The following is a 15,228-nucleotide window of genomic DNA, read 5'->3' as shown; positions in this document are numbered from 1 at the left end:
CATGGCTACGCCGTTGAACCAGAGCGTGGCGGATTCCGCCCTGCTGACCAGATCGCTGCCGCTGGGCCTGCTCCGGACGTTCATCCAGTCGGACCTGGCGGACGAAGGTTTCACCCCCACCCTCCTGGCCGAACTGAAGGTCCTCGCCCGTGTCCCCGGGCTGCTGGTGGCCTGCAACTACGGCGGAACACTGTGCGACGCGGAGGGAATCTCCACCGAGACCCTTCCCCTGGGGAGCGCCGCGATCGCGCTCCGCGCCCTGGCCGCCCTACCCAACACCCATGCCGCCGTCATCTCGGGGCGCTCGCTGCGTGACCTCGCCGCTGTGTCACGGCTGCCCGCGGAGGTGCACCTCATCGGCTCGCATGGCGCGGAGTCGGACATGGCCTTCGCCCACGTCCAGGACCTCGCCACCGAAGCCACGCTCCACAAGGTAGGCACCGCGCTGACTGAGGCCGTGGGTTTCCAGGAGGGAATCTGGATCGAGCGGAAGCCGGTGGCCGTGTCGGTGCACACCCGGCCGGCCTCCCCGACGGTGGTGCAGGCCGTGACGGAAACGGCGCGGGAGATCGCCAGGGCCCATGGGCTGTTCTTCATCGTGGACGGTTCGGTCCTGGACCTCTCGGTGATGGAACCGGCCAAGGCGGACGCCCTGGAAAACCTCCGGTCCCGGCTGGGCGCGAGTGCTGCGCTGTACGCAGGGGACGCCCACAGCGACGAAATGGCCATCGCCACGCTCCGCGGCCCGGACCTGGGGTTACGAGTGGGGCCGGGGGAGACCCGCGCGTCCCACCGGCTGCGGGACCCGGAATCCTTCGCCCGCGTCCTGGCCCTCCTGTTCGAGCTGCGGCGGGCTTGGCTTTTCGGCGAGGACGCAGTGGGGCTCGAGCGCCACACGATGATCGGCAACGGATCATCCACCGCTTTGGTCACTCCGGATGCCAAGGTCTGCTGGATGAGCCACCCGCTCCCGGATTCAGGGTCGCTGTTCGCCCACATCCTGGGCGGGGACGCCGCCGGGCACTTCTCCGTAGAGCCGCTCAAGGCCTCGCAGGTTCTGGGCCAGCGCTACGTGGACAGCACCATGATCGTGGAGACGCGCTGGGCGGACGTAACCGTCACGGACTACCTGGAGCCGGCACCGGAAGGGATCACCAGCCTGGTCCGGGTGCTCTCCGGAACCGGCGGCGCCAAGATCGTCTTCGCGCCCCGGCCGGATTACGCCAACGCGCCGTTCAGCATGGAGGCCCGCGGCGATGAACTCCATGTGGTGGGAACCTCCGATCCCATTTTCCTTTTTGCCCCGGGCGTCAGTTTCACCATCACCTCGGACGGCCTCCATGCCACCGCCACCGCTTCGGTCAACCTCCAGGACGGGCCGGTGGTCCTCAACCTGCGCTGCGGCGACACCGAGCCTGCGTTGGCGGACCCCCGCGGGGAGACGGACCGGCGGGCGGGCGTGGCGCTCCACTCCCGCCGCTGGGTGCAGGAACTGGAACTGCCCTCGGTGAAGCCATCGCTGGTCCGCCGCTCAGCGCTGGTCCTCCGCGCCCTCGTGCACGAGCCCACGGGTGCCGTGCTGGCCGCGCCCACCACGTCGCTGCCAGAAGGAATCGGCGGCACACGGAACTGGGATTACCGCTACTGCTGGCTGCGGGACGGCTCCATGACGGTGAACGCGCTGGTGGACCTGGGCTCCACGGCGGAGGCGGCCGGGTTCCTCAGTTGGCTGGGCCGGATCCTCGAACATGCACCGGGCCCGGAATGGCTGCATCCGCTGTACTCGGTGACGGGGGCGCCGCTGTCCACGGAGGCCGTCATCGACAGCCTGCCCGGGTATGCGGGGTCCCGGCCGGTCCGGATCGGCAACGCCGCAGACCACCAGGTCCAGCTCGATGTCTTCGGGCCGGTGGCTGAACTGATCCACGGCGTCAGCTCACGGAATGGTGGCCTCGAGGACGGCCACTGGGACCTGTTGGTGCAGATGGCGGCCGCCGTCCTGGCCCGGTGGCACGAGCCTGACCACGGCATTTGGGAAGCCCGGCGGGCGCCGCGGCACCACGTCTACACCAAGGTGATGTGCTGGGTGACGCTGGACCGCGCACTGCGGACCGCCGACCGGCACGGCAGGACGCCGGATCCGTCGTGGGAACCGACGGCGCAAACCATCCGGGAGGAAGTCCTGCGCGAAGGCTGGGATGACTCGGCCGCGTCCTACACCGTGGCCTACGACAGCCCCGACCTGGATGCAGCCGTCCTCCACATCGGGCTCTCCGGCCTGCTGGATGTCACTGACCAGCGGTTCCTGGACACCGTCACCGCCGTGGAAAGGGAACTGCGGGTGGGCCCCACCGTGTTCCGGTACAGGTACGACGACGGCCTGCCGGGTTTGGAGGGCGGCTTCCACATCTGTACTACCTGGCTGATTGAGGCGTACGTTGCGGTGGGCAGGATCGAGGAGGCCTGGGACCTGTTCGACCAGCTGGTGAACCTCTTCGGCCCCACCGGCCTGCTGCCCGAAGAATACGATCCCAGTACGGAGACGCACCTGGGGAACCACCCGCAGGCGTACTCGCACCTGGGGTTCATCCGCTGCGCCCGGATCCTGGACCGGCACAAGCCAGAGGCCAAAAGGACATAACCCGGCGCGAACGTACACTTGAGGCCCTGTCGGGAGGGCCCCAACTGCTCGTGCGCGCTGGTTTTTTCCGCCGGTTTATCACGCACAGCGCCTTTTTGGGAAGCACGACGGCGGCCTGCCGCGGAACTGCGCGGTGGGCGCCGCCGTCGGGCGCTAAAAGCGTGCCTGGCGTGACGAGGGAACCTAGCGGGAGCACAAACCGCTGGTCAGTTCAGCAGCCAATCAGTTCAGCAGCAGCGCGACGCCGATCATGGCAGGTACCGCCACCACCGTGGTGATCAGGACGGTGTCCTTGGCCACGGTGAGGCCGGTCTGGTAGCGGCTGGCGGCAACAAAAACGTTCTGCGCGGTGGGGAGGGACGCCACCACGACGGCCGCGAACAGGGCCGGGCCGTCGAGCCCTACGGCAAAGCGGGCAAAAACGTAGGCGATGGCCGGCTGGACCACCAGTTTGAAGGCACTGGCCAGGAGAGTGTCCACGCGTCTGCCGGCGGCGGCCTGCAATGGCCGGCTGCCGTTCAGGCTCATGCCGAAGGCGATCAGCATGGCCGGAATCGCAGCGCCGCCAATGAGGTGGATCGGCTCCAGGAGCAGCGGCGGAACCTTCCAACCGGTCCCCGCCACCAGCAGGCCAAGGCCCGAGCCAACAATCATCGGGTTCCGCAGGATCATCAGAATGAATCCCCAGGGCGTGGTGCGGTGTGAGCTGGTGCTGGCGTCCAGGATCATCAGGAAAATCGGTGTGAAGAACGCCAGTTGGAAGATCAGCAGCGGTGCCACGTAGCTGGCGTCGCCCAGAACATATACCGCGATGGGAATACCGAGGTTCGCGGAGTTGGCCAGGGAAGCGGCCATCGAGGACATCAGTGCTTCCGGCAACGCGCGCTTAAGGACGAACTTGACGATGCTGAAGAAGATAAGGGCGGTGCAGACGGCGGACACAGCCGTGACCAGCAGCGGTTCCGCGAAGACTTCCCGCAGCTGCGCTTTGCTGAGCGTCTCGAAGAGGAGTGCAGGGCTGGCCACAAAGAAGGTCAGGCCACTGAGGACCTGGCGGGCGTTGTCGCCCAGGATCCGTTGGCGGCCGACGAACCAGCCCACCATGATGATGAACCAGACAACAAAGAAGCCCTGCAGCACGCCTACCAAGAAAAGCCTCCGAGGCTGCGGCGGCGGTGGCTGCCCGGACTCACGCTCCGGCTACAGGGCGGCGTTGTTCAGGGCGAACGGCGGACGCATCAGGCCGGGCGTGTGGCACTCGGCGGGGTCGTTTCCGATCTGGACAATCTTGTTGTCCTCATCCACATGGATGACCTTCGGGGTGTAGGCATGGGCCTCTTCCGTGGTCATCTGGGCATAGGTGATGAGGATGACGATGTCGTTCTCGTGCATCAGGTGGGCTGCTGCCCCGTTGATGCCAATGACACCGGAGCCGCGCTCGCCGGCGATGGTGTAGGTCTCCAGGCGCGCACCGTTGGTCACGTCCACGATGGCCACGAGCTCGCCGGGAAGGATATCGGCAGCATCCAGCAGGTCCAGGTCAACGGTGACCGATCCTACGTAGTGCAGGTCGGCATGCGTGACGGTGGCCCGGTGGATTTTGGACTTGAACATTGTGCGATTCATAACCCGCCCAGTCTAGCGTCGGCACCCGGATCGCGCTGTGACGCACTGAACATGCCGGCGGAAGCTGTTTCCCCGCCTACCCGCACGTGACCGGGCGATCCGGCACCTAACTCGATGCGCCGCCGTCGTCCGTCCTTGCTACTGAGGTGGCGGTGGCGGCCAGCGTCTCGCGGGCGGCGAGGATGGCCGGCCGCTGCGCGCTGGAGCGGCGCACCGATGTGAACACGGTGCGGTGCGGGTTGCCGGGCAGGTCCAGCAGCTGGGCGGTGGTGCCGCGGCCGGTCCAGACGAGGTCCGGCATCAGCGCCACGGCATTTCCGGACTCGATCAGCCTGATCTGCGCCTGGAGATCGGCTGTTTCGAAGCGCACATCGGGCTCGAACCCGGCACTCCGGCAGGCCTGCTCCGCCCAGTGCCGGGATGCCGCGCCGCGGGGCTCCATCACCCAGGGCAGCGCGGCAGTATCTTCCAGCGACGTGATGGGCGGCCGGCCGGGAGCGGCCGGCGGAACGGCCAGCCGGATCACGTCAGTGGTCAGCTTGATGCGGTCCAGCTCCGGGTACCGCGGGGCGGCGTGGCCCGGATACTGTTCGGCGATGACCAGGTCAAAATCGCGCGCCCACGTCTCATGAAGTGCCGTTTCGGGTTCGCGCTGGATCATTTCGATCCGGACCTCCGGGTACTCCGCCGTCATCCGCGTGAGCGTGTCCGGCATCAGCGCCAAGGCCGCGGACTGGAACACCGCAATCCGGACGGTTCCCGTGACAGTCGTCAGCGACGCCGCGAGGTCTGCTTCAGCCTGCTCCATGGTTTCGAGCAGCTGGGCGGTGTGGGCCACCAGGACTTCGGCCTGGGGCGTCAGCTGCACGCGCCGCCCCGTCTTCCGGAGCAGCTCCACGCCCACTTCCTTTTCCAGCAGGGCAAGCTGCTGGGAGACCGACGACGGGCTGTACTGCAGTGCCTCCGCCACCTCCGCCAGGGTGCCCCGGATCTTCAGTTCGCGGAGAAGCCGCAGGCGCCGGACATCGAGCATGGCCACATTCCTTGATGAATCTAATGAATATAGGTTAGAAGTAGTCACTTTATCTAACGCAACTGCGCTTGCATACTGGTGTACCTGAGTTACCCCCGTCATAGCCCCTCGCCGGGGCGCCGTGTTGGGGCCGCACCCCACGCAGGAGTTCCTGATGAGCACAAGAGATATGTCCCAGTCGATTATGCGGCGCAAGCCCATCGACGATATCGAAGAAGAAAACAAGCACAGCGGGCTGTTCAAGTCCCTCGGGCTCTGGCAGCTCACCGCCATTGGTGTCGGCGGCATCATCGGCGTTGGAATTTTCTCCCTCGCCGGGTTGGTCGCGGCCGGAAGCGAAGATACTCCCGGAGTGGGGCCCGCTGTGCTGATCTCGTTCCTTGTTGCTGGTCTCGCATCCGCCGCGGCTGCCCTGTCCTACGCCGAGTTTGCAGGCATGATTCCGCGCGCAGGGTCCGCCTACACCTACGGCTACGTTGCTCTGGGTGAGGTGATTGGATGGTTCATCGGCTGGGACCTGCTGCTCGAATACATTGCCATTGTGGCCGTGGTGGCCATTGGCATTTCGGGGTACTTCGACGCCTTCCTGTCGGGAATCGGCGTTAACATGCCTGTCTGGATGACGTCCACGCCGGATGAGGGTAAGGGCGGCATCGTCAACATTCCCGCCATCGTCGTCTGCCTCCTGGTGACCTGGATCCTGTCCCGCGGCACCAAGGCATTCGGCCGTTTTGAACTCGTAGCCGTGGCCATCAAGGTCATCCTGATCCTGTTCATTATCGGCCTCGGCGTTTTCTATATCGACACCAACAACTACAACCCGTTTATGCCCAGCGGCTTTGGGCCCGTCCTGGCCGGTGCCGCGACCGTCTTCTTCGCGGTGTTCGGGTACGACGCCATGAGTACCGCGGCGGAAGAAGCCACGGACGGCAAGAAGCACATGCCGAAGGCCATCATCCTTTCGCTGATCATCGCCATGCTGCTCTACGTCGCTGCCACCCTAGTCCTGACCGGCATGCAGAACTACAAGGACATCGACCCCACGGCCGGCTTCGCTTCCGCCTTCACCGGCGTGGGTCTGCCCGTCATCGCCACCATCATTTCGGTCTTCGCCGTCCTGTCCATCCTCACGGTGATGCTGACCTTCCTCCTGGGCGTCACGCGTGTCTGGTTCTCCATGAGCCGCGATGGCCTGCTGCCAGGCTGGTTCGCCAAGACGGACCGGCACGGAACCCCGCAGCGCGTTACCTGGATTGCCGGCGTCGCCTCCGCCCTGCTGGCCGGCGTGTTCCCCATCAAGGCCGTCGCGGACCTCACGAACATTGGCATCCTGGCCGCGTTCGTCGTCGTCTGCTTCGCCGTGATCGTGTTCCGCTACAAGAAGCCGGACGCCCCGCGCACGTTCCGCCTGCCGCTGATGCCCGTTATTCCGGCCTTCGGTGTGCTGGCGTCCGCCTTCCTCATGTTCCAGCTGCACTGGGAGACCTGGGCGCGGTTCGGTGTTTGGCTGGTTATCGGCCTGGCCATTTACTTCTTCTACGGCCGCAAGCACTCCCTGATGAACCCGGACAGCCCACGCCACGAGGAGATTGTGGAGATGCACCGCCCCATCGGCTGACCCCCGGGTTCCCGGGCGTCCACCCGCCCACCCGTTCCGGCCCACCCACCCCCGGACGCTCACTCACTTCCTGCACGTTTTCACCAAACGCTCTTTCACTTTCGGGGCGCGAACGACGAACCCTCTCTCACATCCTGTGGGGAGGGTTCGTCCGTTTTTCATTGAGTGCGAGAGCGTTGCCCCAAAACCTGCAGGAAGTGAGGGAGGGTCGCCCAAAAACCCGCTTTAAGTGAGAGAGCGTTGCCCAAAAGTGGGGATTTCCTGACCGTTTGGACGGCAAATCAAAGCATTGGGTTTCCTAACCTGTATTGCTTAGAAAACATCGCTTTATCTTATGTGATTGCAAGTTCATACTGATGAATAAGACCCCTTCCAGACCAAGGAAAGAACGAGCAAACCATGACTCACACTGCAACGGAAGCCACCGGACAGACAGACGTCCCGCAGGCCCGTGCCCTCGCGGCGGACACCATCACGCTGGTGCGCCGCTGGCTGACCGAGGCTTCGAAAGTTCCTGTTGATGCCTCGGCTGAGCAGCTGGCCGGTGTGCTGAAGGACCCGAACGGCCTGGACTTCACGGTGGGCTTCGTGGACGGCGTGGTCCGCCCCGAAGACCTCCACGTCGCCGCCCGAAACCTCGCCGCCCTGGCGCCCAAGGTCCCGGCGTTCCTGCCGTGGTACATGCGCAGCGCCGTCCGCCTCGGCGGAACCATGGCGCCGGTCGTTCCGCAGGTGGTCATCCCGATCGCCCGCCGTGTGCTCCGCGAAATGGTGGGCCACCTGATTGTTGACGCCACCGACGCCAAGCTGGGCCCGGCCATCGCCAAGATCCGCAAGGACGGCATCAAGCTCAACGTGAACCTCCTGGGCGAGGCCGTCCTGGGCGAGCATGAGGCTTCCCGCCGGCTCGCGGGCACCCACACGCTCCTGGCCCGCCCGGACGTGGACTACGTCTCCATCAAGGTGTCCTCCACCGTGGCCCCGCACTCCGCGTGGGCGTTCGACGAGGCCGTGGAGCACGTCGTCGAGAAGCTCACGCCGCTGTTCACCAAAGCCGCGTCCTTCGCCGGCGCGGGACAGAAGGCCAAGTTCATCAACCTGGACATGGAGGAATACAAGGACCTGGACATGACCATCGCGGTCTTCACCAGGATCCTGGACAAGCCCGAGTTCAAGAACCTCGAGGCCGGCATTGTGCTGCAGGCCTACCTCCCGGATGCACTCGCCGCCATGACCCGCCTCCAGGATTGGGCCGCAGAGCGCCGCACCAACGGCGGCGCCGCCATCAAGGTCCGCGTGGTCAAGGGCGCCAACCTGCCCATGGAACAGGTGGAGGCCTCGCTGCACGACTGGCCGCTGGCCACCTGGCACACCAAGCAGGATTCGGATACCAACTACAAGCGCGTCATCAACTACTCGCTGCACCCGGACCGGATCAACAACGTCCGGATCGGCGTGGCCGGCCACAACCTCTTCGACATCGCCTTCGCCTGGCTGCTCGCCAAGCAGCGCGGCGTGGAGTCCGGCATCGAATTCGAGATGCTGCTGGGCATGGCGCAGGGCCAGGCTGAAGCCGTCAAGAAAGACGTCGGCTCGCTCCTGCTGTACACCCCGGTGGTGCACCCGGCCGAGTTCGACGTCGCCATCGCCTACCTGATCCGCCGCCTCGAAGAGGGGGCCAGCCAGGACAACTTTATGTCCGCCGTGTTTGAACTCAGTGAAAACGAAGTGCTGTTCGAGCGCGAGAAGCAGCGCTTCCTCGCCTCCCTAGACAAGCTCGACGGCGAGGTCCCCCCGGCCAACCGGCAGCAGAACCGCAGCCTCCCGCCGCAGCCCCTGCCGCGTGACGCGTTCGCGAATACGCCGGATACTGACCCGTCCTTGCCCGCCAACCGCATCTGGGGCCGGGCCATCCTGGATCGTGTCCCGTCCTCCAGGCTGGGCAACGCCGCCGTCGAAGCCGCCACCATCACGGACGCGGACACCCTCAACACCGTCATCGCCACCGCTGTAGAGAAGGGCAAAGCCTGGGGCGCCCTGACCGGCGACCAGCGCGCCGAGATCCTCCACCGCGCCGGCGATGTCCTCGAAGCCCGCCGCGCCGACCTCCTGGAGGTCATGGCCAGCGAGACCGGTAAAACCATCGACCAGGGCGATCCCGAGGTCAGCGAAGCCGTGGACTTTGCCCACTACTACGCCGAGTCTGCCCGGAAGCTGGAAATGGTCGACGGCGCCACGTTCGTCCCGGCCAAGCTCACCGTGGTGACCCCGCCGTGGAACTTCCCGGTGGCCATCCCGGCAGGGTCCACCCTCGCGGCACTCGCCGCCGGCTCCGCCGTCGTGATCAAACCCGCCAAGCAGGCCCGCCGCAGCGGTGCCGTGATGATCGAGGCACTCTGGGAAGCCGGCGTCCCGAAGGACGTGCTGAGCATGGTCCAGCTCGGCGAGCGTGAACTCGGCCAGCAGCTGATCTCCCACCCCGCCGTGGACCGCGTGATCCTGACCGGCGGCTACGAAACCGCCGAACTCTTCCGTTCCTTCCGCAAGGACCTGCCCCTGCTGGCCGAGACCAGCGGCAAGAACGCCATCATCGTCACCCCCAGCGCCGACCTGGACCTGGCCGCCAAGGACGTGGCGTACTCAGCGTTCGGCCACGCCGGCCAGAAGTGCTCCGCCGCGTCCCTGGTGATCCTGGTGGGCTCCGTTGCTAAGTCCAGACGGTTCCACAACCAGCTGGTTGACGCCGTGACCTCGCTGAAGGTGGGCTACCCGCAGGACCCCACCAGCCAGATGGGCCCGATCATCGAGCCCGCAAACGGCAAGCTCCTCAACGCCCTCACCACCCTCGGCGACGGCGAAACCTGGGCCGTGGAACCCCGCAAGCTCGACGGGACCGGCCGCCTCTGGAGCCCGGGAGTGCGCTACGGCGTCCGCCGCGGGTCCTACTTCCACCTCACCGAATTCTTCGGACCGGTCCTGGGCGTGATGACCGCTGACACGTTGGAGGAGGCCATCGCCATCCAGAACGAGGTCGAGTACGGCCTCACCGCCGGCCTGCACGCCCTGGACCCGGACGAGCTCGGCACCTGGCTGGACTCCATCCAGGCCGGAAACCTCTACGTGAACCGCGGCATCACCGGCGCCATCGTGCAGCGCCAGCCGTTCGGCGGCTGGAAGAAGTCCGCCGTCGGCGCAGGCACCAAAGCCGGCGGACCCAACTACCTCACCGGCCTCGGGTACTGGGTCAGTGCGGAAGCCTCAGCCGCGGAAAGCGTCACCAACGCGGGCGTCGGCCGCATCCTGAACGCCGCCGCGGGCGCCCTGGAACCAGCCCAGCTGGAATCCCTGCAGCGTGCCCTGGCCTCCGACGCCCAGGCCTGGGTCGACGAGTTCGGCACCGCCAAGGACGTTTCCGGACTGAGCGCGGAGCGGAACATCTTCCGCTACCGTGCGCTGCCGGTCACCGTGCGGCTCTCCGAAGGGGGCGCGCTGGCGCACCTGGTGCGGACTGTGGCGGCCGGCGTCCTGGCCGGTTCGGTATTGACCGTGTCCACCGCCGTCGAACTTCCCGCCCAGCTGCGCGCCGTGCTCACCGGGCTGGACGTCAACGTCACGGTTGAGTCCGACGCCGGCTGGCTGGCTTCGGCGGTACGCCTCGCCGCGGCGGGCAAACTGTCCGGTGCGCGGATCCGCCTGATCGGCGGCGACGCCACCGCACTCGCCGAAGCCACGGACGGGCGGCCGGACCTGGCGATCTACGCCCACGTGGTCACCGAGGCCGGACGGGTGGAGCTGCTGCCGTTCCTGCACGAGCAGGCCATCAGCATCACGGCCCACCGCTTCGGCACCCCGAACCACCTCTCGGATGAGCTGATCTAGGCGGGTCGAAAACCCAACAAAAACACGAAAGGCCCGGTGGCCGCCTTCGGGGCGGTTGCCGGGCCTTCGCTGTCGAATGGTTGCGTAGTGATCAGGTGGCTGCGCGGGGGGCGAGCCTGGAGACAGTTGGTAATTAGCCCAGATACCAGCCTGGGGGAGTCCACGATGCAGGAACATTGTGGGCCGAGAAATCTTCGCAACGGGTGCAGGTGTAGGCGACTTCGCCCAGTGTCCTGACCGCCCCGTCACGCCGGTAAACCGGTGGAATGTAGGACTCTAGGTAAATGAATTCATCCGTGCCGCACTTGTCGCAAGTGGGTTTGCCGATGTACTCGGCGGCCCGCGAAATGCCGGTGGTGTGGCTCGAATGATGGGTGACCAGCGGCCGTGCAGTGCTATGTCGCTGGGTATAAACAGTGTGTAAATGGGTGTTCTCGGCTGTCGTCATTGGCTGCCTATCCCGAGTGCGGCCGCATCATGGGCTGCAGGGCGCACTCGTAGTATTGAACCGGCCTCTGCTTGACCCATGGATATTCCAGCATAGAGGAGGCGGGCTTTTACTTCAATGGTTCGTTTCCAGCCCTGATTCCTGCGGCAAATTCGGTCAAACCGACTTCTTGAGCGTCCGCCCGACGATGGTCTGGGTCAATGCATCGATCACTTCGGCGTTCGCCAGGGGGTTGCGGATCAGGGTGAAATCCACATCGCCCACTGGAGGCAGGTCGAACCGGCGGGTGATGATCTTGAGGTCTTCGGGAACCAGCGACGTCGGCATCACAGCCACGCCGATGCCTGCCCGGAGTGCCGCCAGGACACCACTGATCTGCCGGGTAGTGCACGTGATCCGCCAGGTCCGGCCGCTTGATTCCAGTGCATCGATGGCCAGCTTCCGGCTGAGGCTGGGGGAGGGGTAGGAGATCAGCGGTACGGGAGGCCCGGGCTCCAGCGACGTCTGTTCCAGCCCCACCCAGGAAAAGGTGTCGTGCTGGACCACCGTGCCGTCCTTGACGCCAGCCACCCACTTCACAAACACCAGGTCCAGCTGGCCGGCATTGAGTTTCTTGTACAGCTGGTCGCTCTGGCCAACGGTGAGCTCAAGGTTGATCTGTGGATAGACCTGGCGGAACTCGCGAAGGATCCGGGGGAGGCCGGTGATGGCGAGGTCGTCCGCCGTGCCGAACCGCAGCCGGCCGCGCATGGCCGAGCCGGAGAAGTATCGGGTGGCGGCATCGTGGGCCGAAAGGATGGTGCGGGCGAAGCCGGCCATCGCGTCACCGTTGTCCGTGAGCCGGACATCGCGGGTGTCCCTGCTGATGAGGATGCGCTTCGCCGCCGTCTCCAGCTTGCGGACATGCTGGCTGACGGTCGGCTGTGCCAAGCCCAGGCGCTCCGCCGCCTTGGTGAAGCTGAGCGTCTCGGCTACGGCCAGGAAGGAACGGAGCTGGGTGGGTTCGTACACAGTGGACTCCTTTGGCTGCGGCTGACTGTCCACCCACGTCAGAGTGGGCAATATTACGCTTTGTAATGCTAGTTATAGGCGAGATAGGGCTACATAATCACCTTGAACCAGCCTAGCGTGGGAAGCATCCCAGTCCGCCCGCTTCCCTGAGGACATCCCTGTGGCACCCCCACCGCCAACGTCGGCAACCGTCAGCCAGCCCGTCATCGACTCCGACTCCGCCTCCGCCTCCGCGTCCGCTACCGCCGCCTCCGCCCAGACCCAACCCATCGCCGTCGTTAGTGAACACCTCCCCTGGCGGCACACGTTTATCTCCCTGAAAGTCCCCAATTTCCGCATCTTCGCGATCGGGCACTTTGTCGCCGTCGTCGCCCTCTGGATGCAGCGGATCGCCCAGGACTGGCTGGTGCTGGAACTGTCCGGTTCCGTCACCGCCGTGGGCATCACCGTGGCACTGCAGTTCCTGCCGTCGCTGCTCTTGGGGCCGTGGGGCGGCATGATGGCGGACCGGTTCGCCAAGCGCCGGATCCTCATCCTGTGCCAGAGCGTCGCCGCGGTCCTCGCGGCAGCGCTCGCGGTGCTTGCCCTGACTGGTGCCATCGAAGTGTGGCACGTGTACGTCATCGCGCTGCTGCTGGGCCTGGTCACCGTGCTGGACCAGCCCGCGCGCCAGGTGTTCGTCAACGAACTGGTGGGCCCCAAATACCTCCGGAACGCCATCAGCGTCAACTCCACGACGTTCCAGCTGGGCGGCCTGATCGGTCCGGCACTGGCGGGACTGCTGCTCACCGCGGTCGGCGCAGGCTGGGCCTTCGCCGTGAATGCGCTGGCGTGCTGCTCCACCGTGGCTATGCTGCTGCTCCTGCGCAAGAACCAGCTGTTCGTTAGTGCCCCTGCGCCCAAGAAGAAGGGCATGCTGCGGGAAGGACTGCAGTATGCGCTCAGCAAGCCCACCATCTACTGGCCGTGGCTGATGGCCGGCTTCATCTCCGTCTTCGCCATGAGCCTGCCCGTGCTGCTCGCCGCGTTCGCGGACCACGTGTTCGACGTCGGCGCCGGCGGCTATGGCCTTCTGAACGCCCTGGTGGCACTGGGGGCGTTGGCCGGTGCTGTCGCGTCCACACGGCGCCGCCAGTTGCGGCTCCGCTCCGTGGTGTTCTGTGCCGGAATGTATGGCCTGATGCTGTGCCTGGCCGCCCTGGCGCCGTCCATGCTCTGGTTTAGCGTGGTGATGGTCCTGTCCGGATTCTGGTGCCTGATGTTCCTCACCGGCTCCAACCAGCTCGTCCAGATCAGCTCCAACATGGGCATCCGGGGCCGGGTCATGAGCCTGTACATCATGGTGCTGATCGGCGGCCAGGCCATCGGCGGGCCCATGCTCGGGTGGATCGCCGAGCACGTGGACCCGCATGTGGCACTCATGGTGTCCGGCGGGGTGCCGGCGCTCGCCGCGGTGACTGTCGCCGTCGTCCTGGCCCGAAAAGGCGCGCTGGCGCTCAGGGTGGACCTCAAGGACCGCCGCCACCCGCTGCGGATCGTCCGCCGGGTGGCCACGGCGTAGGGGGCCACGGCGTAAAGGGCTGCAGACCTTGGGCCGCGGCACCTACGCCGCGGCCCAAGGCGGCAGAGCCTACGCCGGCAGGTGCGGGTACTCGGCCTCGCGCCGCTGGAACTCCAGCACGTCCTTGTTGAGGACCACGCCTTCGCGGATTTCGATGGCGCGGGAAATGGTTTCGTTACCGTCCCACTCGGCGGGGCCGCCGATGACTGTCTCAAGGAACGGCAGCAGGGCCTGGCTGATCTCCCAGCTGGAGGAATTCCAGAGGTAGGACGGGCTGTGGTCCACCGCGTAATAGTTGATGTGGTCGCCCATGGTAAACATCGGTTCTGCGAACGTGGTGGAGCGCGCCCAGCTGAAGCCCATTCCCTCGTCGCACGAAACGTCCACGATCAGGCTGCCCGGGCTGAACGCCGCGAGGTCCTCAGTCCGCAAATAAGTCAGCGGATTGTTCGGATCCTGCAGCGTGCAGTTGACCACGATGTCGCTCTCGGCCAGGAACGGCGCCAGCGGTACCCGGCCCCGCTCGGTGATGACCTGGCTCAGGAAGGGGGCCTTGTCGTCGTGATCAAACTGGACGATGTTGACCGAGTGGATCGGGGCACCAACCGCCGCAACTCCGCGGTTGGTCAGCACCTGAACGTCGTGGATGCCATGCGCGTTCAGCGCGGTCACGGCGCCGCGGGCGGTCGCGCCGAAGCCGATCACCACGGCACTGAGCCGGCGGCCGTAATCACCCGTAGAGCCGGTGAGCGAGAGCGCATGAAGCACCGAGCAGTAGCCGGCCAGCTCGTTGTTTTTGTGGAACACGTGTAGCCCGAATCCGCCGTCGCTCGCCCAGTGGTTCATCGCTTCGAAGGCGATGAGCGTGAGCTTCTTGTCGATGGCCAGCTGGGTGATGGCGCGGTCCTGGACACAGTGCGGCCAGCCCCAGAGGATCTGGCCGTCGCGCAGTTCCGCGAGGTCCTCAGGCTGTGGCTTGGGCAGGAGTACGACGTCGGCCTCCGCCAGCAGTGCTTCCTTGGTGGCCATTTTGCCCACGAGGGTTGAGAGCTGGTCATCCGAGACGCCGAAGCGCTCACCGTAGCCCTGCTCCAGGATGATGCGCTGGCGCAGTTCCGGAGCGATCCGCTCGAAATGCAGGGGGTGGATGGGGAGGCGGCGTTCGTCCGGTTTCCGGGTGGATGCCAGGACGCCGAGGGTCAGGTGGCTCTGTTGGCCACTCACTTCTTTTTTGCGGCCTTGGACGTGATGTCCAGGGAGGTGGCCGGCGCTCCGGCGGCCCGCTTGTCGGCGCGCTTTTCCTTGATGGACTTGCCGGCTTTTTTGGATGCTGCTTGACGCGGGGACTTGTCAGCCATGATTGCTCCTGTAGCGGAACCGAAGAGGTTCCTGACTTCTGACGATACACGGC

Annotated in this window: 10 protein-coding genes; 4 read left to right on the top strand and 6 right to left on the bottom strand. The window is 65.8% G+C overall.

Annotated features, from left to right (window positions below; translation table 11 throughout):
• Position 1: 1 nt before the first annotated feature.
• A complete protein-coding gene (locus ACX80X_RS04980) occupies positions 2-2,641 on the top strand; it encodes a trehalase-like domain-containing protein (RefSeq protein WP_252599174.1) in 2,640 nt (879 codons plus the stop codon).
• A gap of 222 nt (positions 2,642-2,863) precedes the next feature.
• Here the strand turns inward: ACX80X_RS04980 and ACX80X_RS04975 are convergent, their stop codons facing one another.
• The 3 genes from ACX80X_RS04975 to ACX80X_RS04965 form a co-directional block, all read right to left on the bottom strand.
• Positions 2,864-3,790: an AEC family transporter gene (locus tag ACX80X_RS04975; RefSeq protein WP_252599173.1), complete on the bottom strand. Its 927-nt coding sequence runs from the start codon at positions 3,788-3,790 to the stop codon at positions 2,864-2,866.
• A 51-nt stretch (positions 3,791-3,841) separates the two neighbouring features.
• Positions 3,842-4,267, bottom strand: coding sequence for an aspartate 1-decarboxylase (panD, locus tag ACX80X_RS04970; RefSeq protein WP_248763631.1), 426 nt, complete (start codon positions 4,265-4,267; stop codon positions 3,842-3,844).
• A gap of 106 nt (positions 4,268-4,373) precedes the next feature.
• On the bottom strand, positions 4,374-5,300 hold the full coding sequence (locus ACX80X_RS04965; RefSeq protein ID WP_252599172.1) for a LysR substrate-binding domain-containing protein: 927 nt from the start codon (positions 5,298-5,300) through the stop codon (positions 4,374-4,376).
• 154 nt (positions 5,301-5,454) lie between these two features.
• Here ACX80X_RS04965 and ACX80X_RS04960 point away from each other — a divergent pair, with 154 nt between their 5' ends.
• Together ACX80X_RS04960 and ACX80X_RS04955 are read left to right on the top strand one after the other, a co-directional pair.
• Positions 5,455-6,918, top strand: coding sequence for an amino acid permease (locus tag ACX80X_RS04960; RefSeq protein WP_058930841.1), 1,464 nt, complete (start codon positions 5,455-5,457; stop codon positions 6,916-6,918).
• A gap of 399 nt (positions 6,919-7,317) precedes the next feature.
• Positions 7,318-10,797: a proline dehydrogenase family protein gene (locus ACX80X_RS04955; protein ID WP_459311406.1), complete on the top strand. Its 3,480-nt coding sequence runs from the start codon at positions 7,318-7,320 to the stop codon at positions 10,795-10,797.
• Positions 10,798-11,401: 604 nt separating this feature from the next.
• On the opposite strand, the gene ACX80X_RS04950 is transcribed toward ACX80X_RS04955, so the two are convergent.
• Positions 11,402-12,256: a LysR family transcriptional regulator gene (locus ACX80X_RS04950; RefSeq protein ID WP_459311404.1), complete on the bottom strand. Its 855-nt coding sequence runs from the start codon at positions 12,254-12,256 to the stop codon at positions 11,402-11,404.
• Positions 12,257-12,416: 160 nt separating this feature from the next.
• On the opposite strand from ACX80X_RS04950, the gene ACX80X_RS04945 reads away from it, so the two are divergent.
• Positions 12,417-13,817 (top strand): MFS transporter, encoded by a 1,401-nt coding sequence (locus ACX80X_RS04945; protein ID WP_459311402.1) that lies wholly within the window; start codon positions 12,417-12,419, stop codon positions 13,815-13,817.
• A gap of 69 nt (positions 13,818-13,886) precedes the next feature.
• On the opposite strand, the gene ACX80X_RS04940 is transcribed toward ACX80X_RS04945, so the two are convergent.
• The gene (locus ACX80X_RS04940) at positions 13,887-15,041 is read right to left on the bottom strand and encodes a N(5)-(carboxyethyl)ornithine synthase (RefSeq protein ID WP_252599168.1); all 1,155 of its coding nucleotides are present in this window, start codon (positions 15,039-15,041) and stop codon (positions 13,887-13,889) included.
• Positions 15,038-15,175 (bottom strand): hypothetical protein, encoded by a 138-nt coding sequence (locus tag ACX80X_RS04935; protein ID WP_167349828.1) that lies wholly within the window; start codon positions 15,173-15,175, stop codon positions 15,038-15,040. The genes ACX80X_RS04940 and ACX80X_RS04935 overlap by 4 nt, the downstream gene beginning before the upstream one ends.
• Positions 15,176-15,228 lie beyond the last annotated feature (53 nt).

The sequence above is a fragment of the Pseudarthrobacter sp. MDT3-1 genome (genome assembly GCF_054510755.1).
Note: the sequence above shows the minus strand (reverse complement) of the source record. Positions and strands in the feature narration are given on the sequence as shown.